Raw genomic sequence first — 18,551 nt, forward strand, 5'->3', positions numbered from 1 at the left:
AGCGGCGATTGGCTCCGCTGAAAGCCGATTTGCCTTGGTGGGAGCCGACTCTGTCGGCGATCCGCGCGGCAGCGTGGCCTGTCCCCCTCAGTCCCTGAAATTCTCGAACTGCAACGGCACCTCCACATCCGCCTTGCGCAACATCGCGATGGCGTTCTGCAGGTCGTCACGCTTCTTCCCGGTAACCCGAATCTTCTCGCCGTTGATCTGGGCCTCCACCTTCAGCTTGGCCTCCTTGATCTTCGCGACGATCTTCTTCGCCACGGGCTGTTCGATGCCCTGCTTGATCGTGACCTTCTGCCGCGCCTCGGCGAGGTTCGTCTCGACCTTTCCCGAATCCATCGCGCGCACGTCGATGCCCCGGGCCGAGAGGCGGGCGCGGAGGATATCGGTGAGCTGGCCCAGCTGGAACTCGTTGTCGGCCTTCAGCGTGATCACGTTCTCGTCGAGCTCGAACTTGGCGGACGTGCCGCGCAGGTCGAAGCGCGTCGAGACCTCGCGATTGGCCTGGTCCACGGCATTGGTGAGCTCGTGGGTGTCGACTTCCGAGACGATGTCGAAGGAGGGCATGGGTGGGTCCTTGTCGAGGGGAGCGATGACCAAGTTTACGCGAGGGCGTTACCATGTGCGTTTGCGCGGCGGATACGAAGCATGGAATACGACGTTCTCGTCGTCGGGGCGGGCGCGGCGGGCCTGATGACGGCCATCGTCGCGGGTGCCCGTGGGCGGCGCGTGCTCGTGCTCGACCATGCCAACCGTGCCGGGAAGAAGATCCTGATGTCCGGCGGCGGCCGCTGCAACTTCACGAATACCGCCACCACGCCGGCCAATTTTCTCTCGGCCAACCCGCATTTCTGCAAGTCGGCACTGGCGCGCTACACCCCGTGGGATTTCATCGCCATGGTGGACCGGCACCGTATCGCGTGGCATGAGAAATCGCCGGGCCAGCTGTTCTGCGACGAATCGTCCAAGCAGATCGTGCGCATGCTGCTCGACGAATGCGCGGCGGCGGGCGTCCGCGTGGAGACCAGCTGCGCCGTTTCGCGCCTGCGCGCCGCCACTGCGGGCGGTTTCGCCTGCGAGACGCCGCTGGGGCACGTGCGTGCGGAATCCCTGGTGGTCGCCACCGGTGGCCTGTCGATTCCCAGCCTCGGCGCCACCGGTTTCGGCTACGAGGTGGCGAAACAGTTCGGCCACGCGGTGCTGCCGTTGCGCGCCGGCCTGGTGCCGCTCACGCTGAGCGGCAAGCACCAGGAGCGCTTCGAGGGATTGGCGGGCGTGGCCTTGCCCGTGGAGGCCCGTGCGAACGGCGCGGCCTTCCGCGACGCCATGCTCTTCACGCACCGGGGCATCAGTGGCCCGGCCATCCTGCAGATATCGTCGTACTGGGAACCCGGCACGGACCTGCGCATCGACCTCATGCCCGGCCTCGACGCGGGGCAGGCCTTGCGGGAAGGGCGTGCCGAACGTCCCGCGGCGGAACTGAAGACGGTGCTCTCCGGCCTGCTGCCGCGCCGCCTCGCCGAACGCCTTTGCGAGGTCTGGCTGCCCAACCGGCCGATGCGCCAGTTCCGTGACGCCGAATTGAACGAGATAGGCGCACAGTTGGCCGACTGGCCGCTCGTCGCGAGCGGCACCGAAGGCTACCGCACCGCCGAGGTGACCCTCGGAGGTGTCGACACCGACGAGGTCTCGTCGAGCACGATGATGTCCCGCCGCCATGCGGGGCTCTACTTCGTGGGCGAGGTACTCGACGTCACCGGCCATCTCGGTGGCTACAACTTCCAATGGGCCTGGGCCTCCGGCCACGCCGCCGGCCTGGCCGTCTGACACGGAGCAAGAACATGCGTATCGGTTTCATCGGTCTGGGCAGCATGGGTGCCGGCATGGCCGGCAACCTGATCAAGGCGGGGCACGAGGTGACGGTGTGGAACCGCTCACCGGAGGCGGCCGCACCGCTGGCGGAGCAGGGCGCGAAGGTGGCCGCCACCCCGGCCGAGGCGGCCACGGGCGTCGAGGTGCTGCACAGCATGTTGGCGAACGACGCCGCCGTGCGCGAGGTGATCCTGCACGGTGGGGTGCTCGACGCGCTGCCCCAGGGCGCCGTGCACGTGAACCACGCCACGATCTCCGTCGCGTTGGCGCGTGAGTTCGCCGGGGCGCACGAGTCGCGTGGCCTCGGCTACGTGGCCGCCCCTGTCTTTGGCCGGCCCGCCGTCGCCGCGGCGGGCGAACTGAACATCGTGGCCGCCGGCAAGCCCGAGGCGATGGCGAAGGTTTCGGCCTTGCTCGACCTGCTGGGCCAGAAGGTCTGGCCGATGGGCGACGACCCGGTGCGCGCCACCATCGTCAAGATCGGCGGCAATTTCCTGATCGGCGCGGCGATCGAGAGCATGGCCGAAGCCACCACGCTCACCCGTGCCCACGGCGTATCCGCGAAGGATTTCCTGGAGGTGATGTCCAGCACCTTGTTTGCCGCGCCGATCTACAAGATCTACGGCGGGATGATCGCGGAGCAGAAGTACACGCCGGCGGGCTTCAAGATGAGCCTGGGCTTCAAGGACATCGGCCTGGCCCGTGCGGCGGCGGAGGCCGAGCGGGTACCCATGCCATTCGCCAGCGTGATGCACGACGCGATGCTAGAGGCGCTGGGCGCGGGCGACGGCGACCTGGATTGGGCGGGCATGGCACGCGTGGCCGCGGCCCGGGCGCACCTGAAGGATTGAAGCGTTAGACCGCTTTTACGCACGTCTTCACAATCGCTAGCCCGGCGGGTCCGTGACAATCGGTCCCGCACGCTGTTGTGCGGCTTACGGATGGATGTCATGTCGGCAACCTGGAAGACGGTGTATGAGGGCCAGCACGAAGGCCGCTCGATCACGGTGAGAGAATCCGGCGACGGAACCTACAAGGTGCTTACCAAGCAGAACGTCCACGACGAAGGGATCGCCTACCAGGATGGCAAGACCTTCGTCCATGTCTCTCCGAGCAGCGTGGGCGAGCAGGTGGAAAGCGAGGCGAATTCGCTCGAATCGCTCGAAGAGGCCTTGAAGGAACTGCATTTTTCCGCGGATACGGTCACCAGCATCTGCGCCGGGCTGCACTGACGGCCCGGCGCGCGTTTCTGCCATGATGGGGGCTCGTTCCCCCCATACAGGCGTGCACCGTCCATGGCAGAAACGATGCGGATACTGATGTGCGCACCCACGTTCTTCGAGGTCAGCTATGTCATCAATCCATGGATGACCGGCCACGTCCACGACACCACCCGGGAGCGCTCCCAGCGCCAGTGGGACGCCCTCCGCGACACGGTTTCCCGCCATGCCGACGTGGTCCAGCAACCGCCGGCGGAGGGCTGGCCGGACATGACGTTCACCGCCAACGCGGGCCTGGTCTTCGGCAACACCTTCGTACCCAGCCGTTTTCGTTATGCGGAGCGCCAGGGTGAGGAACCGCACGACCGCGCCTGGTTCGAACGCCACGGCTTCGACATCGTCGAACTGCCGGGTGACGTGTTCTTCGAGGGTGCCGGCGATGCCTTGTTCGACCGCGGCGTCGCCCGTCGCCTCTGGATGGGTCACGGCCATCGCTCGGACCCTGCCGCCGCACCGGCGCTGGCACGCCTGCTCGATGTCGAGGTGTTGCCGCTGAAGCTCGCCGATCCGCGCTTCTACCACCTCGATACCTGCTTTTGTCCGCTGGCCGATGGCTACACGCTCTATTTCCCCGCGGCGTTCGACGCGGCGGCGCTGGCCCTGATCGAGCAGCACGTGCCGCCCGGCCAGAGGATCGTGGTCAACGAACATGACGCGCTCGATTTCGCCTGTAACGCGGTGAACCTGGGCCGCGTGGTGATCCTCAACCGTGCCAGCGCCGATCTGCGCTCCCGGCTGGAGGGCGCGGGCTTCATGGTGATCGAGGTGGCCCTGGATGAGTTCATGAAGTCCGGCGGCGCGGCGAAGTGCCTGACCTTGAAGCTGGATGAGGCGGCAGGCGCCTGATATTTCGCCCGGTGGCTGGGACCCGATAGGAGCCGACCCTGTGGGGAACCGACCTTGTGGGAGCCGACTTTGTGGGAGCCGACTTTGTCGGCGATCCCGCGGCAGCGGGCCAGATCAAGGCAAGCGCCCATCGCCGACAAGGTCGGCTCCCACAAGATCGGCTCCCACCTAAAGCGGTGAGGTTCTAGCGAAGCGCCGACCGGCGTCGCGCGAGCCACTTGTCGAGCTCGTTGGCGAAGGCCTGGCGATCGCGCTGGTGCATCACGGCGGGGCCGCCGGTATCGACGCCTGCACCGCGCAGTTCCTCCATGAAATTGCGCATCGACAGCCGCGCGGCGATGGTGTCCCGGGTGAACATCTCACCACGCGGGTGCAATGCCAGCGCGCCTTTCTCGATGGCGAAGGACGCCAGCGGAATATCCTGGGTGACCACGAGGTCGCCTGGCTCGACGCGGCGCACGATCTCGTCGTCGGCGACATCGAAACCGCCCGGCACCTGGATCGAGCGGACGAAGCGCGAGGCCGGCGTCCGGATCCACTGGTTCGCCACCAGCGTCACTTCGACCTGTTCGCGCTCGGCGGCACGGAACAGGATGTCCTTGATGACGTTCGGGCAAGCGTCGGCATCGACCCAGATCCGCATGGTCAGAGGTCCTGCCAGTCCACGTGGCCGTCGATGATGGTGTTGGTGCGCCCGCCGACCCACACCGCGTCGCCGTCGATGCGGATGATGATGCGCGCGTCGTGCCCCACCTCGCGGCCCTGGCTCACGATATAGCCCTTGGCGAGCGAACCGGTCGTGTCGCGCGCGGCCACGTAGGCGGCGATCAAGCCGTTCGCCGCACCGGATGCCGGGTCCTCGACGATGCCTACGCCCGCGGGAAAGGCGCGCACGGCCAGCCCTTCGGCCGAGCGTGCGAAGACACAAAGGCCCAGCGTATCGGTGGCCAGGGCCAGCGCCCGGATGGCGGCGTGGTCGGGACGCCAGCCACGCAGTTCGGCCTCGTCGGCGAACTCGGCCACCCACCAGCGACGGCCGCCTTCGACACAGGCCGGGGGCAGGGCGCCGGGCTTCACCCCGTAGAGTACGGCCGACAAGGTCTCGCCGCCGCACGAGGCGTCGCCGACGATGCGCGCCTTCGGTGATTGCACGAACAGCTCGCGCTGCGGGCCGTGACCTTCCACGCGGATGGGCAGGACGCCCGCACCGCACTCCTGCCAGATGATGCCGGCGGCATCGGGTGCGACCCGTCCCGCATCGAGCGCGGCGTGCGCGCTGCCGATGGTGGGATGGCCGGCGAAGGGGATTTCCTTGGTCGGGGTGAAGATCCGGGCACGGTAGCCGGCGCCTTCCGCACGCGCCGGCATCAGGAAGGTGGTCTCGACCAGGTTCGTCCAGTGGGCGAAGCGTTGCATGCGGCGGTCCGACCAGCCTTCCGCGTCGATCACGACGCCGAGCGGGTTGCCGCCGCCATGACGGGCGGCGAAGACGTCGAGCTGCTTGTAACGGATGGAAGGCATTCGGTGGGGCCGGGGAAACGGGGGGAACCGTCATGATAGCCGTCCAAAGCCCGAACGGGAGGTACGGCGGCATTCGACATCCGCGCGGGATACCGCCAAGATGCGCGCTGGCTCGACGCGTAAGGACGCTGTTTCAAGGCATGATCACGCTGCTTATCATCCTCGCGACCTGTGTGGTCTCGATCGTCGCTTTCCGCAACCAGCGCCTGCTGGACGACCTCATCCTCTGGCCACCGGCCCTCAGCCGCAGCCGCGAGTACTACCGGCTCGTCACTTACGGCCTGGTGCACGCGGACGGCGGCCACCTGTTCTTCAACATGATCTCGCTGTATTTCGCGGGACGCATCATGGAACAGTTCTTCACCGCCGCGATGGGCCCCTTGGGCTTCCTCACCTTCTATATCGGCGCCCTGGTCTTCTCGATCCTGCCCTCGTACATGGCGAACCGGCGGAACGCGGCATATCGCAGCCTGGGCGCCTCGGGTGCCGTCTCGGCGATTCTCTTCGCCTTCATCCTGCTGGCCCCGTGGTCGCGGATCTACCTCATCATCGTGCCGATGCCGGCGATCCTGTATGGCGTGTTGTTCGTCGCGTATTCGATCTACATGGACAAGCGCGGCGGCGACAACGTGAACCATAGCGCGCACCTGTGGGGTGCGCTGTACGGCGTGATCTTCACCGTGGCGTTGAAGCCGGCGGTGCTGCTCACGTTCGTCGCATCGCTGACGCAACCGAGGTTGTGATGCGCGAACCTGAATTTTTCCGATAGATTCATGTGACTTCGGACGACGGCTGTTACATCATGCGACCGACCGGAACGAAAACCTGATCGCAACGACGTCGTCCGGCATGCACGCGGGTTTCCCCGGTGGGGTGGTTCGCGTCGGCTACTACCGCAGGAGGAATGAACGCATGGCTACGACCCGAAAGTCCGCCGCGAAGAAGTCCGCGGCCAAGAAGACGGCTACGAAAAAGGCGGCTACCCGCAAGACCGTCGCGAAGAAGGCAGGCGTCCGAGTCGCCACGAAGAAGACCGCCCGCAAGGCCGCACGTCCGGCAGCGAAGAAGGCCTCCGCGAAGAAGGCCTCCGCGAAGAAGGCGCCGGCGAAGAAGACATCGGCACGCAAGTCGGCGGCGAAGAAGGCACCGGCGCGCAAGGTCGCCGCCAAGAAGGCAGTCAAGAAGGTCGCGAAGAAAACCTCTGCCCGGAAGGCTGCGACCCGGAAGTCCCCCGCGCGCAAGACAGCCGCCAAGAAGGCGGCCACGAAGGCACCCGTACGCAAGTCCGCTACTCGTAAGGCGGCGAAGAAAACCAGCACGAAGACGACTGCCCGGAAGTCGCCGGCACGCAGCGGCGCGGCGAAGACCGCGATCCGGAAGACTGCCGCCAGCAAGTCCGCCGCACCCAAGACGGCCAGCCGAAAGACCCCGGCGCGCAAGGCACCCGCCCGCTCGACAGGGCAGGTTTCGCCATCGCGCACCACGGCGAGCAAGACGCCGCGCGGCAGGGTCGCCACCGTCCAGGCACCCACACCGGCGGCCGTGCCGGTAAAGGCGAAGCCGAAGCCGGCAGCCAAGCCGCGTCCGAAGCCCGCTCCCGCGGCACAGGCACCCGCGGCAACCGACACGCCGGTCCAGCACATCAGCCAGGAAGAGGCGGTGGCGCACATCCAGGCCTTGCTCGACGCGAAGCGTGAACGCGACCGCCAGCCGCCAAGCTGGCCCACCGGCGATCAGCACGCGGCGGCGGGTGCGCCGAGCATCCAGCCGGGTGACGAACCCAATCCGGCGCCGAAAGCTCCCTCGCCCGAGGCGAGCCATGCGAACGCCTCCCATGAACGCGGCGATCAGCAGAAGAACAAGGGCTGAGCGTGAAAGCTGAATGAAAGGAAAGGGCCGCCTCGCGCGGCCTTTTCTTTTTAGCGGCCGTTCAATCGTGCGAGCGCAGTGTCGAGCCGTCACTCGGAGAACTCCATGCGTCGTGCGCATTCGCTGATCCTCGCGCTAGCGGCCTGCCTGCCACTCGCGGGTTGTTACTACGATCCGGACTACGGCTATGTCCGTAACGGTTCGGGCGCCGACGCGTACTACGGCGAAGAAACGACGACGGTGGTTTCCCCGGGTGTCTATGATCCTGGCTACGGCTATTACGGCGGCTATGGTCCCGGTTGCTGCTACTCCGGCGTCACCGTCGGCACGGTCTGGTACGACCGCGACTACGATCGCCGCTACTACCGGCGCGACCGCGACTGGCATGGCCGTCCGCCACCGCGCGGCGACTGGAACGGACGTCCGGGCGGCGATCACCGTCCGCCGGGTGGCTGGCAAGGCAACAACAACCGCCCGCCCGGTGGCTGGCGTGGAAACGATCGTCCCCGTGACAACGATGGTGACCGTGGACCACGCGGTGGTGGCTGGCAGGGCGGCAACCGCCCGTCGCGAGACGATGGCCAGGCTGGGAACCGTCCGCCTCGGGGCGACGGCCGTCCCGGCGGCTGGCAAGGCGGTGGAAATCGAGGCGATGGCGATCACCGACCTTCGTCGTCGGGCCAGCGCAGCGCGCCCCCGGTCCGCCAGGCGGGCACCGGCCGCGACCGCAGCCGCTTCCGCAGCGACACCGACTAAGTCGCGAATCGTCTCGCAAGCTCGGTGGAATGACACAAGTCGTCGGGCTGCTTCGGTGGGAGCCGACCCTGTCGGCGATAAAACCTCGCCTTACGGCACATCCCACCCCCACGCATACCATCGACCCGTACGAACCCCATAACCCCCTAGCCTGAAGGCCGACTCCGCGCAGGCGACCGGCCGTGCCCCGCTTCCCCGTCTCCATCGTCACGCTGGCCGTGGCCGCCGCCGTTGGCTGCACCGCGGTGCAAGGACTAGCGTGGCTGCCGCCATGGAAACTGTCGGCCGTGACGGGCCTGCTCGCGCTCGCCGTGGCCATGCGTGCGAACAGCGCATGGATTCGTCTCCCCGCCGTCCTGCTGATGTTCGGCGCCTGGTCCGCCATCCATGGCGCCCTCGCCATGGATGCGCGCTGGGCGACCTCGCGCGATGGCGAGGATGTCGTCGTCACCGGTCATGTCGTGGACTTGCCGCGCCGCATCGGTGCCGACACGTCGTTCGTTTTCGCGCCGGATAAAAGCGAAGGCGCCGATGCACCGCGAGGACGCGTGCGTCTCACCTGGTACCGCGCGGCGGCGCCACCGAAGACTTGCGAGCGTTGGCGCCTCACGGTGCGACTGCGCCGGCCGCGAGGCACGCTCAATCCGGGTGGCGGCGATACGGAACGCGGCGCGTTACAGCGGCGCATCGTCGCCACGGGCTATGTCCGCGCGGGGCCGGGGAACACGAGGCTTTCGTTGCCGGCTTGTATCGATGGCTGGCGCGACCACATCGGCGAGGCTATCGATGCGCGTGTCGGCGTCCGCGATGCCCGCATCGTGAAGGCGTTGGCCATCGGCGATACCCGTGGCCTCGACGCCGCGGATTGGGATATCGCGCGGGCGACGGGCGTATCGCACCTCATCGCGATTTCAGGATTTCATATCGGCGTCGCGGCCGGTGGTGGCGTGTTGTGGGCGCGCCTGCTCTATGCCTGTTTACCCTGGCTCGCGCTGACGTTGCCGAGGCAGATGGCGCAAGCGGCAGCAGGGCTGTTTGTCGCCGGGGCGTATGGCGTCCTGGCGGGCCTGGGATTGCCGACGATCCGAAGCTTGCTGATGATCGCCATCGTCGTGCTGGCCGGACTCGTACGCCGCCGCGCTGGCGGAACCTCGCTCCTCGCCCTCGCCTTGCTGGCCGTTCTCATCGTCGATCCGCTGGCGGTACTCGCACCGGGGTTCTGGTTGTCCTTCGGCGGCGTGGGGTTCCTCATGCTGTGCGCGGCGCCTCGTGCAACCGGATGGCGCGGTTGGCTGGGCGCGCTTTTGCGGGCGCAGGCGGCCATGAGCATCGCCTTGTTGCCGATGTCGCTATGGTTGTTCGGAAGTGCGTCACTGGTGGGCTTCGCGGCAAACCTCATCGCCGCGCCCCTGGTCAGTTTCATCGTCGTGCCGTTGGTCCTGTGCGGTTGCGTCGTGCTTGCATGGCCTTCGTTTTCAGGAGTGCTGCTTTCACCGGCCACCTGGCTGCTTTCGTGGCTATGGCGCCTGCTCGCCACGATGGCGGACTGGCCGGGCGCGCGCGTAAGCGTCGCCGAAAGTGGCCTGCTGCCGTTGGCGTTGGCTACATGTGGAGCGGCATGGCTGTTCGCTCCGCGTGGGCTACCACTGCGAAGCTACGGCGCGTTGCTGTTCCTGCCCCTGGCCCTGCCGCCACGCGACCTGCCAACGCAGGGCGCGTTTCGCGCATGGGTGCTGGACGTGGGCCAGGGACTCGCGGTGCTGGTGAGAACGCGGTCGCATACGCTGGTGTATGACGCCGGACCGGCATATGCCGGCGGCCAGGACGCCGGGGTAGGTGTCGTCCTGCCTTCGGTCTCCGCGCTCGGCATCGGCCCCGTGGATACCCTGGTGGTAAGCCATGGCGATAGTGACCACGCGGGTGGCGCCGCGTCCATCGTAGAGCGCTACCCGCGGGCGACACGCCTGTCCGGTGAACCGTGGCGACTCCGCTTCCAGGCCACGCGGTGCGCGCCCGGTACGACATGGTCATGGGACGGGGTGACGTTTCGCTTCATCGACGTGCCGGCGCGGATGATCGGGAAGACGAGCGGTAACGACCGCTCGTGCGTGCTCGCCGTGGAAGGCTCGTCGGGCCGTCTCCTTCTCACTGGCGACCTGGGTAACCAAGCCGAACGCCTCATGACGGCGGCATCCCTGGCGTCGCCGTTACCGACGGTGACCACCATCGCCCATCACGGAAGCCGTCACTCATCCGACACCGTCTGGTTGCGTGCGGTGCGGCCAACGCTCGCCGTCGCCTCGGCGGGCTGGCGCAACCGCTTCGGACATCCCCATCCGTCGATCGTCGACCGGCACGCCGACATGGGCATCGAGGTCTATGTGACGAACCGCAGTGGGGCGGTACGCATCGATTTTCCTGCGAATGCGCCTCCATATGTGGAAAGGGAGTGGCGACGTCCCATTCATCGCTACTGGCATGAATGAGCGAGCCAGGAAGTCTTCCTGTTGGGTTGATTGGACCTTCCAAAACCAACGACTTCGGGCATCGCTGCCGAAACGGAGCCGCGAAGGCGTGCGGAATTCAGGGTCACATATCCGATGAAGCACGGTTCGGGTGCTAGCCTGCGCAGGCGGGCCAATGGAAGGAGGACGTCATGTTTACCAAGGAAGGTGTGCCTGGTTCCCGAGCAGGAATGCGACCGGACGGGCAATGAGCGCCATGATGGCTCTCTTGTTGCCGATGCTCGTGAGCATCGCCTGGCTGGTCGTCCTCGTGGTGGGCCTGTTGATCAGGCCAGCCAAGTCGCGTGGGATCGCCGCGCCTGACCGCATGCCCAACGTTACAGTGATGATTCCCCATTACAACGAGGATATAGGACGGCTCCTCGGAACGTTGGAGGCCGTGGACTCACAACGTTACACAGGGAGGATGGATATCCTCCTTGTCGACGACGGCTCGACCAATCAAATTCAGTCACACCTTGCCTCGTGGGTGGGTGGCGCGCGAAAGCACGCGGTGAAATCCATCGTTCTCGACCGAAATACGGGGCGCAAAGGCAAGGCATTGGACGAAGCGCTCGCATGCCTTCCTGACGATACGGACGTGGTGGTGATCGTCGATAGCGACACGATTCCGTCCGACGGCGCCATGCAAAGACTCGTGGAACATTTGTGGTCCGATCCCGGGTGCGCCGTTGCCTGTGGCTATCTCGTTCCGTGCAATCCGCACGCTTCCGCCATGACGAGGATGCAATACCGGGAATATACGGGACCGCTCAGTGCGACGAAGCTGGTCCAGAATCACGTCCGCCGGGTACCCACGATGGCTGGCGCTTTCTCCGCGCATCGCCGCAAGGTCATCGAACACATCGGCGGATGGGGGCGATGGTCCGTGGAGGACATGGCGTGGACGTGGAAAGCACTGGCGTTCGGTTACGGATCGCGGTATGTCGTCGAGGCCGTGGCTCTTACCCGTTGTCCCGAATCGGTGGAGGAATTGACCCGTCAGCGGCGACGTTGGTCGCGTGGGCATATCGAGGCATATGGAGAGCTATTGCGGGCTTCTCCCATGGTGGCTCTCCTGATGTTTCCCTTCCTCGTATGGCGTGTGATCAAGCATACGACGCTGGGGTTCACACCATTCAATCTCCTTGCGCTCTGTTGGATACCCACTGAAACGATCGTCCTGTTCGCGGTACAGACAGTGCTTTACCTGTTCGTGGCGATGCTGCACGTCGGTCGATCGGCGAACCCATGTGCGCAGGACTGGAGAGACGCCATCGTGTCGTCCACCGTTGGCCGGTCGTTCGGCCTCTGGTTGTGGTGGCCCGGTGTCATGGGACTTGCAGATGCGATCAGAGGCGGCAATCGCACTTGGATGACCAGGGGGCTGCATGACGACACGAATTGAAGAGGCCTTTCCGGATGATGGGCGACATGTCCGGTCCGCACGCGAACGGGTTCCGGCTGGTCGGACCTGATGGGTTGATTCACCACGCCGTGTTGCACCGCCGTTTGACATTTTGAATTTAGAACGATTTAAATGCCGCTTCCGCAAACGAGGGGATCGACGCGTGACGGTATCCAAGCACGGTTGGGGGAGGGTGGTGCTCGCCCTGGCGGCGGCGTCTGTGGTGGTGCCGGTGGGAGCCCTCGCGGCTAGCCAGGGCTTCGACAGTTCGTTCGAGAAAGGAAATCCCGCGCTTGCCGCTGGCCCGCAAGGCAGCCTCGATATCCAGATCGTGGGAGGACCGCCCGCCGAGGCGGTGCTCACCGCCAAGGCGAACGTCGGTTTCACCGGCACCCATTCACTGCGGTACGCCGGTACCTCGACCGGATCGCCGGTTACCGCCAAGCTGTTCGATACCGATCTTCGCGTGGGCGACGGCACGACGCTCTCCTGGCTGGTGTTCCCGCGTTCCAACAAGGACGACCTGGCGAACCCGGCCAACTACGTGAGCGTGGATCTCGTCTTCGACGATGGTTCGCGGCTTTCCGCGACCGGCGCGCTCGACCAGCACCGTGTGCCTGCCACCGCGAAGGGGCAGGGCGAGGGACGCGTGCTCTATCCGGACCAGTGGAACTACGTGAGCGTCGACCTCGGCGCGGTGGCCAAGGGGCGCCGCGTGCGTTCGATCGCCTTGACCGCGGACGCACCGGCGGGCAAAGCCTTCGAAGGCTATGTGGACGATGTCCGCATCGGCGTGGCCAAGGATATCGTCAGCTCGCATCCCACCGATTACGTCGACACCCGTCGTGGCTCAAACGCCAACGCCAATTTCTCGCGCGGCAACAATTTTCCCGCCGTGGCGATGCCGCACGGCTTCAATTTCTGGACACCCACCACGAACGCCGGCTCGAACTGGATCTACCAGTACCAGGAGCGCAACGGCGACGACAACCGTCCACGCATCGAGGCCTTCGGCCTGTCGCACGAGCCCAGCCCGTGGATGGGCGAACGGCAGACCTTCCAGGTGATGCCCGCCCAGGTGGCCTCGGGCGCGCCGCCGTTGAAGCGCGAGACGCGCGCGCTTTCGTTCGGCCATGACGCCGAAGTGGCGCATCCCGATTACTACCGCGTGCGCTTCGACAATGGCGTGGTCACGGAGATCACGCCGACCGATCATGCCGCCATGTTCCGTTTCACCTTCACGGAGAAACGTTCGCAGCTGGTGTTCGATAACCTCAACGAACAAGCGGCGGTGACGCTCGATCCGGAACACCGTGCGATCCAGGGCTGGTCCGACGTGAAGAGTCGCCTCTCCACGGGGGCCACCCGTCTGTTTTTCTACGCCGAGTTCGACAAGCCGGTAACCGAAAGCGGCCGCCTGACCGGCGAGAAGCGCGACGCCGCCTCGGCCTGGTTCGGTTTCGACACCAGGAAGGGTGGCAAGACGGTGACGATGCGCATCGCCACCTCGCTCATCGGCATCGACCAGGCCAAGGCCAATCTCGCCCAGGAAATCGCCGCTGGCGACGATTTCGACAGCGTCCGCGAACGCGCCCGCAAGGCCTGGGATGAACGTCTCGGCATGGTTGCCGTGGAAGGTGCCACGCGCGACGAGCGCACCATCCTCTATTCGAACCTGTACCGCCTGTTCCTCTACCCCAACCAGGCGTACGAGAACACCGGCAGCAAGGAAAAGCCCGTGTGGCGTTACGCGAGCCCGTTCTCCGCGCCCGTCGGCGAGAACACGCCGACGCACACCGGCGCGCGCATCGTCGATGGCCGGCCGTACGTCAATAACGGGTTCTGGGATACCTACCGCACGGCCTGGCCCGCGTACGTGTTGTTCACGCCGATGGAAGCCGGGCGGATGATCGACGGTTTCGTGCAGCAATACCGCGATGGTGGGTGGATAGCACGCTGGTCGTCGCCGGGTTACGCGGACCTGATGGTCGGCACCAGCTCCGACGTCGCCTTCGCGGACGCGTGGCTGAAGGGCGTACGCAACTTCGACGTGGCCTCGTTCTACCAGTCGGCGATCCGCAACGCCTCCAGTGTCAGCGATGTGAAGGGTGCCGGCCGCAAGGGTATCGAACGCTCGCTGTTCAATGGCTACACCGACGACAAGGTCGCTGAAGGCCTGTCCTGGTCGATGGACGGATACATCAACGATTTCGCCATCGGCAACCTGGCCGCGGCGTTGGCGAAGGCGCCGCCGTCCGGCGACGGCTATCGCTCCTATGGGGATGATGCGGTGTGGTATCGCTCGCGTGCCCTTGGCTATGCGAACCTGTTCGATCCCGCCGTCGGCTTCTTCGTTGCTCGCGATCCCGCCGGCAAGTGGCGCTGGGATGCGAAGGATTTCAGTCCGATCCGTTGGGGCGGCGACTACACCGAGACCGATGCCTGGAACATGGCCTTCCATGCGCCGCAGGACGGCGCCGGCCTCGCCGCGCTCTATGGCGGGCGCGAGGCGCTCGGCGCCAAGCTCGACGAGTTCTTTTCCACGCCGGGCAAGTTCGACGTCGGCGACTACGGCGATGTGATCCACGAGATGCTCGAGGCACGCGACGTGCGCATGGGCCAGTACGGTCATTCCAACCAGCCGTCGCACCACATCATCTGGATGTACGACGAGGCCGGCCAGCCGTGGAAGACGCAGGACAAGCTGCGCGATGCGGTGTCCCGCCTCTACGTGGGCAGTGAGATCGGCCAGGGTTATCCCGGCGACGAGGACAACGGCGAGATGTCGGCGTGGTGGCTGTTCGGTGCCGCGGGGTTCTACCCCTTGCGCATGGGCACGCCCGAATACGCGATCGGCGCGCCGCACTTCCCGCACATGGTCATCACCCTGGAAGGCGGAGCGAAGATCGACATCCGCGCACCGGGCGTGAGCGATACCAACCGTTACGTGCAGTCGCTCAAGGTCGACGGGCAGCCATGGAACAAACTCAGCCTGCCGCACGCCTTGCTCGCTAAAGGCGCGACGCTGGACTTCGAGATGGGTCCCAAGCCTTCGACCTGGGGTACCGGTGCCGACGCCTTGCCCGCTTCGCTCACGGCGGAAGGCTCCAAGCCGGCGCCGTTGCACGACGTGACGCGGGCCGATGCGGTCACCCTCGACGGCAAGAAGGACGCGAAGCTCGCCGCGGTGGCTGATAACGATTCGTCCACCGAGTTCGCGCTGCCGGCTGGCAAGGCCGTCGTCGCCTATCGCCTGGACAAGCCGGTGGGTGTCACGGTCTACACGGTGACATCGCCGGCCACCGCCGAGGCACCGTCGCGGTGGGCGTTGCAGGGCTCGGCCGACGGCAAGCGCTGGACCACCCTGGACGAGCGCCGCGACGAGCGCTTCCCGTGGCATCGCCAGACCAGGGCCTTCACGGTGGCCCAGCCGGCCGCGTACAGCCGCTATCGCCTGACCTTCGACGGGGCGGGTCCGAGCAGCGTGGCCGAACTGGAGCTGTTGGCGCCGTGACGATGCGATAGCAAAGGGGCTCGCGCCCGGACTGCCAAGGCCGCCTCAGTCCGGATCGCGGGCCCTGCTATGATGCCCGCCTGACTTTTTGGTACTCCCGGGGTTCACGTGCTCGAGATCCTTCTGGCTGGCGGCTGGGCATTGCTGCCGATCCTCATCTGTTCGCTGGCGGCGCTGGCGATCGTACTGGAACGCTTCTGGGCCCTGCGCCGCGCGGCCGTGCTGCCGTCGGGGCTGGGCGCCGAGGTCCGTGAGTGGGCCCGTTCGTCCAAGCTCGACGCCGCCCATCTCGCCGCCCTGGAGAAGGGTTCGCCGCTGGGCGAGCTGTTCGCCGGTGCCCTGGCCGTGCGCGACCGTCCGCGTGAACTGATCAAGGAACGCATCGAGGATACCGGCCGCCATGTGGTCCACCGCATGGAGCGCTACCTGAACACCCTCGGCACCATCGCCCTGATCGGCCCGTTGCTGGGCCTGCTGGGTACCGTGATCGGCCTGATCCGCATGTTCCTCAACGTGATGGCGGGCGGCATCGGCGATCCGACCAAGATGGCCGGCGGCATCGGCGAGGCCCTGATCTGCACGGCCTTCGGCCTGGTGGTGTCCATTCCCGCGTACGTGCTGCACCGTTATTTCCGTTCGAAGGTGAGCGGCTACGTCGTGCAGATGGAAAAGGAAGCCACGGCACTGCTCGACGATCTCTCGGCCCCGCGTCCGGCTGCGCCGCGTCGCCGGACCGCCGCGCCGGAAGCCGCCGCCACGCAGGCCGGTTGATCCATGCGCATCGGTTCCCGTCGTGAGGACGACTTCGAGATCAACGTGATCTCGCTGATCGATGTCCTGCTCACCCTGCTGATGTTCTTCGTGCTCAGCACGACCTTCATCGAGCACTCGCGCCTCAAGGTCAACCTGCCCAAGGCGGACAGCGAGGCGCGCGAGACCACCGACAACGCGCTCACCCTCGTGGTCGACCGCGATGGCCATTACTCGGTGGGTAGCGACGAGGTGATGGGAGAGGGCATCGACCCGCTGAAGTCCACCATCGAGCGCGTGGCCGGCCCCGATCGCGGCCGCCTGGTGGTGATCCGCGCCGACGCCATGACGGCGCACCAGAACGTGGTGCGCGCGATGGACGCGCTGGGCCAGCTCGGCTTCACCCGGCTCTCGATCGCCACCACGCCGGCCGAGGCGGCGGCGGGCAAGTGAGCACGCAGAAAGTTTCTGTCTGGGACGTCCGCACGTGGCGTACCTACAAGCGCCTGCTCGGCTATACCCGGCGGTTCCGTACCGCGGGATATATCGCGATCGTCGGCATGATCGTCGACCCGGTCTGCCTGTCGGTGTTCACCGGCATGCTCAAGCCATTGATCGACAATCTGTTCGTCGAGAAGGACCCCTACACGATCTTCTGGATGCCGATCTGGATCGTGTGCATCTTCCTCGTCCGCGGCGTGGCGTCGTATGCCACCGACTACGGCATCGCCTATGTCGGCCGCAACGTGGTGCAGGCGATCCGCGTCGACGTGTTCGCCGCCTACCTGCGCCTGCCGGCCGCCTTCTTCGCGCGCGAGCCCTCCGGCCAGCAGATCTCGCGCATCACGTATACCAGTGAGCAGGTGGCTTCGGCGTCGGCGGATTCGCTCAAGGTCGCCGTGACCGAAGGCCTCACCGTCGTCGGCATGCTCTGCGTGATGCTCTATCACAGCCCCTACCTGGCCATGGCCTTGCTGGTGCTGGTGCCCTGCGTGGTCGCGATCGTCACCGTGATCAGCCGGCGCTACCGCAAGATCAGCAAGCGCATCCAGGGCAACATGGGCACCGTGACCAGCGCGGTGGAGGAAGCCGTGGCCGCCAATCGCGAAGTGCGCATCTATGGCGGGCAAGTCCGCGAGACGGCGCGTTTCGGTGACATCGCCGAGCGGCAGCGCCGATTGAACCTCAAGGTGTCGTCCACCAGCGCGATGTCCAGCGCGACGATCCAGACCACCGGTGCCGTGGCGCTTGCGACGCTGGTCTTCCTCGGTACGCGTCCGCATGTCCTCAACAGCATCACGCCCGGCGTGTTCACGGCCGTGCTCACCGCCATGGGCGCCATGTTGCCGTCGCTCAAGCGCCTCGCGGGCATCCAGGCCAGCCTGCAGAAGGGCGTCACCGCCGCGGAGGATCTCTTCGAGATCATCGACGAGCCCGCCGAGGTGGACACCGGCACGGAAGAACTCGTCCGCACGAAGGGCGATATCCGCTTCGAGGACGTCAAGCTCGTCTACGAGCGCAACAACCATGTGGCCTTGCGCGGCGTCGACCTCGCCTGTGCACCGGGCACGGTCACGGCGCTGGTGGGGCGCTCGGGCAGCGGCAAGTCGAGCCTCGTCAGCCTGCTGCCGCGTTTCTATGAACCCACCGATGGGCGCATCCTGATCGACGGCCGTGACTACCGTCAGTACAAGCTCCCGTCGCTGCGTAAACAGATCGCCTGGGTGGGCCAGCACGTGGTGCTCTTCGACGATACCGTCGCCGCGAACATCGCCTATGGCGAAATGGCCGGTGCGTCCGAGGCGGAGATCACCGCCGCCGCACAGGCCGCCAACGCGATGGAGTTCATCGAGCGCCTGCCGGAAGGGCTGAACACACGGATCGGGCAGGGCGGCAATTCGCTTTCGGGTGGCCAGCGCCAGCGCATCGCCATCGCGCGCGCCATCCTGAAGAACGCGCCGATCCTCGTGCTCGACGAAGCCACCAGCGCCCTCGATACCGAATCCGAGCGACTGATCCAGGACGCCTTGACCCGCTTGATGCGCGACCGCACCACCCTGGTGATCGCCCACCGCCTGTCCACCATCGAGCACGCCGACCAGATCGCCGTGATGGAACAAGGCCGGATCATCGAACTGGGCACGCACCGCGAGCTCATCGAGAAGGGCGGCCAGTATGCGGCGTTGCATCGCATGCAGTTCCACGAGCAGGTCACGGCGGGCTGACCG

General features: G+C 66.2%; 16 protein-coding genes. 13 read left to right on the forward strand and 3 right to left on the reverse strand.

Annotated features, from left to right (window positions below; genetic code table 11):
* Positions 1–87: 87 nt before the first annotated feature.
* Positions 88–570: a YajQ family cyclic di-GMP-binding protein gene (locus ACN9M2_RS09085; RefSeq protein WP_426287746.1), complete on the reverse strand. Its 483-nt coding sequence runs from the start codon at positions 568–570 to the stop codon at positions 88–90.
* An 81-nt stretch (positions 571–651) separates the two neighbouring features.
* Here ACN9M2_RS09085 and ACN9M2_RS09090 point away from each other — a divergent pair, with 81 nt between their 5' ends.
* The 4 genes from ACN9M2_RS09090 to ACN9M2_RS09105 all read left to right on the forward strand — a co-directional run bounded on the left by ACN9M2_RS09090 (position 652) and on the right by ACN9M2_RS09105 (position 4,001).
* Positions 652–1,830: an NAD(P)/FAD-dependent oxidoreductase gene (locus ACN9M2_RS09090; RefSeq protein ID WP_426287747.1), complete on the forward strand. Its 1,179-nt coding sequence runs from the start codon at positions 652–654 to the stop codon at positions 1,828–1,830.
* A gap of 14 nt (positions 1,831–1,844) precedes the next feature.
* The gene (locus ACN9M2_RS09095) at positions 1,845–2,726 is read left to right on the forward strand and encodes an NAD(P)-dependent oxidoreductase (RefSeq protein ID WP_426287748.1); all 882 of its coding nucleotides are present in this window, start codon (positions 1,845–1,847) and stop codon (positions 2,724–2,726) included.
* Positions 2,727–2,825: 99 nt separating this feature from the next.
* Positions 2,826–3,107: a hypothetical protein gene (locus ACN9M2_RS09100; RefSeq protein ID WP_426287749.1), complete on the forward strand. Its 282-nt coding sequence runs from the start codon at positions 2,826–2,828 to the stop codon at positions 3,105–3,107.
* Between the two features lie 63 nt (positions 3,108–3,170).
* Positions 3,171–4,001 (forward strand): dimethylarginine dimethylaminohydrolase family protein, encoded by an 831-nt coding sequence (locus ACN9M2_RS09105; protein WP_426287750.1) that lies wholly within the window; start codon positions 3,171–3,173, stop codon positions 3,999–4,001.
* Positions 4,002–4,185: 184 nt separating this feature from the next.
* Here the strand turns inward: ACN9M2_RS09105 and ACN9M2_RS09110 are convergent, their stop codons facing one another.
* Together ACN9M2_RS09110 and ACN9M2_RS09115 are read right to left on the reverse strand one after the other, a co-directional pair.
* The gene (locus ACN9M2_RS09110; RefSeq protein WP_306847217.1) at positions 4,186–4,644 is read right to left on the reverse strand and encodes a YaiI/YqxD family protein; all 459 of its coding nucleotides are present in this window, start codon (positions 4,642–4,644) and stop codon (positions 4,186–4,188) included.
* Between the two features lie 2 nt (positions 4,645–4,646).
* A complete protein-coding gene (locus ACN9M2_RS09115) occupies positions 4,647–5,522 on the reverse strand; it encodes a PhzF family phenazine biosynthesis protein (RefSeq protein ID WP_426287751.1) in 876 nt (291 codons plus the stop codon).
* Positions 5,523–5,662: 140 nt separating this feature from the next.
* On the opposite strand from ACN9M2_RS09115, the gene ACN9M2_RS09120 reads away from it, so the two are divergent.
* The 9 genes from ACN9M2_RS09120 (at position 5,663) to msbA (ending at position 18,548) form a co-directional block, all read left to right on the forward strand.
* Positions 5,663–6,265, forward strand: a complete 603-nt coding sequence (locus tag ACN9M2_RS09120; RefSeq protein ID WP_426287752.1) for a rhomboid family intramembrane serine protease — start codon at positions 5,663–5,665, stop codon at positions 6,263–6,265.
* A 169-nt stretch (positions 6,266–6,434) separates the two neighbouring features.
* Positions 6,435–7,391 (forward strand): hypothetical protein, encoded by a 957-nt coding sequence (locus tag ACN9M2_RS09125; RefSeq protein ID WP_426287753.1) that lies wholly within the window; start codon positions 6,435–6,437, stop codon positions 7,389–7,391.
* Positions 7,392–7,496: 105 nt separating this feature from the next.
* Positions 7,497–8,147, forward strand: coding sequence for a hypothetical protein (locus ACN9M2_RS09130; RefSeq protein WP_426287754.1), 651 nt, complete (start codon positions 7,497–7,499; stop codon positions 8,145–8,147).
* Positions 8,148–8,329: 182 nt separating this feature from the next.
* Positions 8,330–10,633 (forward strand): DNA internalization-related competence protein ComEC/Rec2, encoded by a 2,304-nt coding sequence (locus ACN9M2_RS09135; protein WP_426287755.1) that lies wholly within the window; start codon positions 8,330–8,332, stop codon positions 10,631–10,633.
* Between the two features lie 226 nt (positions 10,634–10,859).
* On the forward strand, positions 10,860–12,059 hold the full coding sequence (locus tag ACN9M2_RS09140; protein WP_426287756.1) for a glycosyltransferase: 1,200 nt from the start codon (positions 10,860–10,862) through the stop codon (positions 12,057–12,059).
* Between the two features lie 163 nt (positions 12,060–12,222).
* Complete coding sequence (locus ACN9M2_RS09145; RefSeq protein ID WP_426287757.1) at positions 12,223–15,573, forward strand: GH92 family glycosyl hydrolase; 3,351 nt, start codon at positions 12,223–12,225, stop codon at positions 15,571–15,573.
* Positions 15,574–15,681: 108 nt separating this feature from the next.
* Positions 15,682–16,344 (forward strand): MotA/TolQ/ExbB proton channel family protein, encoded by a 663-nt coding sequence (locus ACN9M2_RS09150; RefSeq protein ID WP_426287758.1) that lies wholly within the window; start codon positions 15,682–15,684, stop codon positions 16,342–16,344.
* A gap of 3 nt (positions 16,345–16,347) precedes the next feature.
* On the forward strand, positions 16,348–16,776 hold the full coding sequence (locus ACN9M2_RS09155) for an ExbD/TolR family protein (RefSeq protein ID WP_371022875.1): 429 nt from the start codon (positions 16,348–16,350) through the stop codon (positions 16,774–16,776).
* Positions 16,773–18,548, forward strand: a complete 1,776-nt coding sequence (gene msbA / locus ACN9M2_RS09160; protein WP_426287759.1) for a lipid A export permease/ATP-binding protein MsbA — start codon at positions 16,773–16,775, stop codon at positions 18,546–18,548. The genes ACN9M2_RS09155 and msbA overlap by 4 nt, the downstream gene beginning before the upstream one ends.
* Positions 18,549–18,551: the final 3 nt, after the last annotated feature.

The organism is Luteibacter sp. E-22, assembly GCF_049913125.1.
Taxonomy (GTDB): Bacteria; Pseudomonadota; Gammaproteobacteria; order Xanthomonadales; family Rhodanobacteraceae; genus Luteibacter.

Excerpts from the sequence above, each read along its gene's own strand:
- ACN9M2_RS09085 (WP_426287746.1), bottom strand. The coding sequence starts at position 570 with ATGCCCTCCTTCGACATCGTCTCGGAAGTCGACACCCACGAGCTCACC.
- ACN9M2_RS09090 (WP_426287747.1), top strand. The coding sequence starts at position 652 with ATGGAATACGACGTTCTCGTCGTCGGGGCGGGCGCGGCGGGCCTGATG.
- ACN9M2_RS09095 (WP_426287748.1), top strand. The coding sequence starts at position 1,845 with ATGCGTATCGGTTTCATCGGTCTGGGCAGCATGGGTGCCGGCATGGCC.
- ACN9M2_RS09100 (WP_426287749.1), top strand. The coding sequence starts at position 2,826 with ATGTCGGCAACCTGGAAGACGGTGTATGAGGGCCAGCACGAAGGCCGC.
- ACN9M2_RS09105 (WP_426287750.1), top strand. The coding sequence starts at position 3,171 with ATGGCAGAAACGATGCGGATACTGATGTGCGCACCCACGTTCTTCGAG.
- ACN9M2_RS09110 (WP_306847217.1), bottom strand. The coding sequence starts at position 4,644 with ATGCGGATCTGGGTCGATGCCGACGCTTGCCCGAACGTCATCAAGGAC.
- ACN9M2_RS09115 (WP_426287751.1), bottom strand. The coding sequence starts at position 5,522 with ATGCCTTCCATCCGTTACAAGCAGCTCGACGTCTTCGCCGCCCGTCAT.
- ACN9M2_RS09120 (WP_426287752.1), top strand. The coding sequence starts at position 5,663 with ATGATCACGCTGCTTATCATCCTCGCGACCTGTGTGGTCTCGATCGTC.
- ACN9M2_RS09125 (WP_426287753.1), top strand. The coding sequence starts at position 6,435 with ATGGCTACGACCCGAAAGTCCGCCGCGAAGAAGTCCGCGGCCAAGAAG.
- ACN9M2_RS09130 (WP_426287754.1), top strand. The coding sequence starts at position 7,497 with ATGCGTCGTGCGCATTCGCTGATCCTCGCGCTAGCGGCCTGCCTGCCA.
- ACN9M2_RS09140 (WP_426287756.1), top strand. The coding sequence starts at position 10,860 with ATGAGCGCCATGATGGCTCTCTTGTTGCCGATGCTCGTGAGCATCGCC.
- ACN9M2_RS09155 (WP_371022875.1), top strand. The coding sequence starts at position 16,348 with ATGCGCATCGGTTCCCGTCGTGAGGACGACTTCGAGATCAACGTGATC.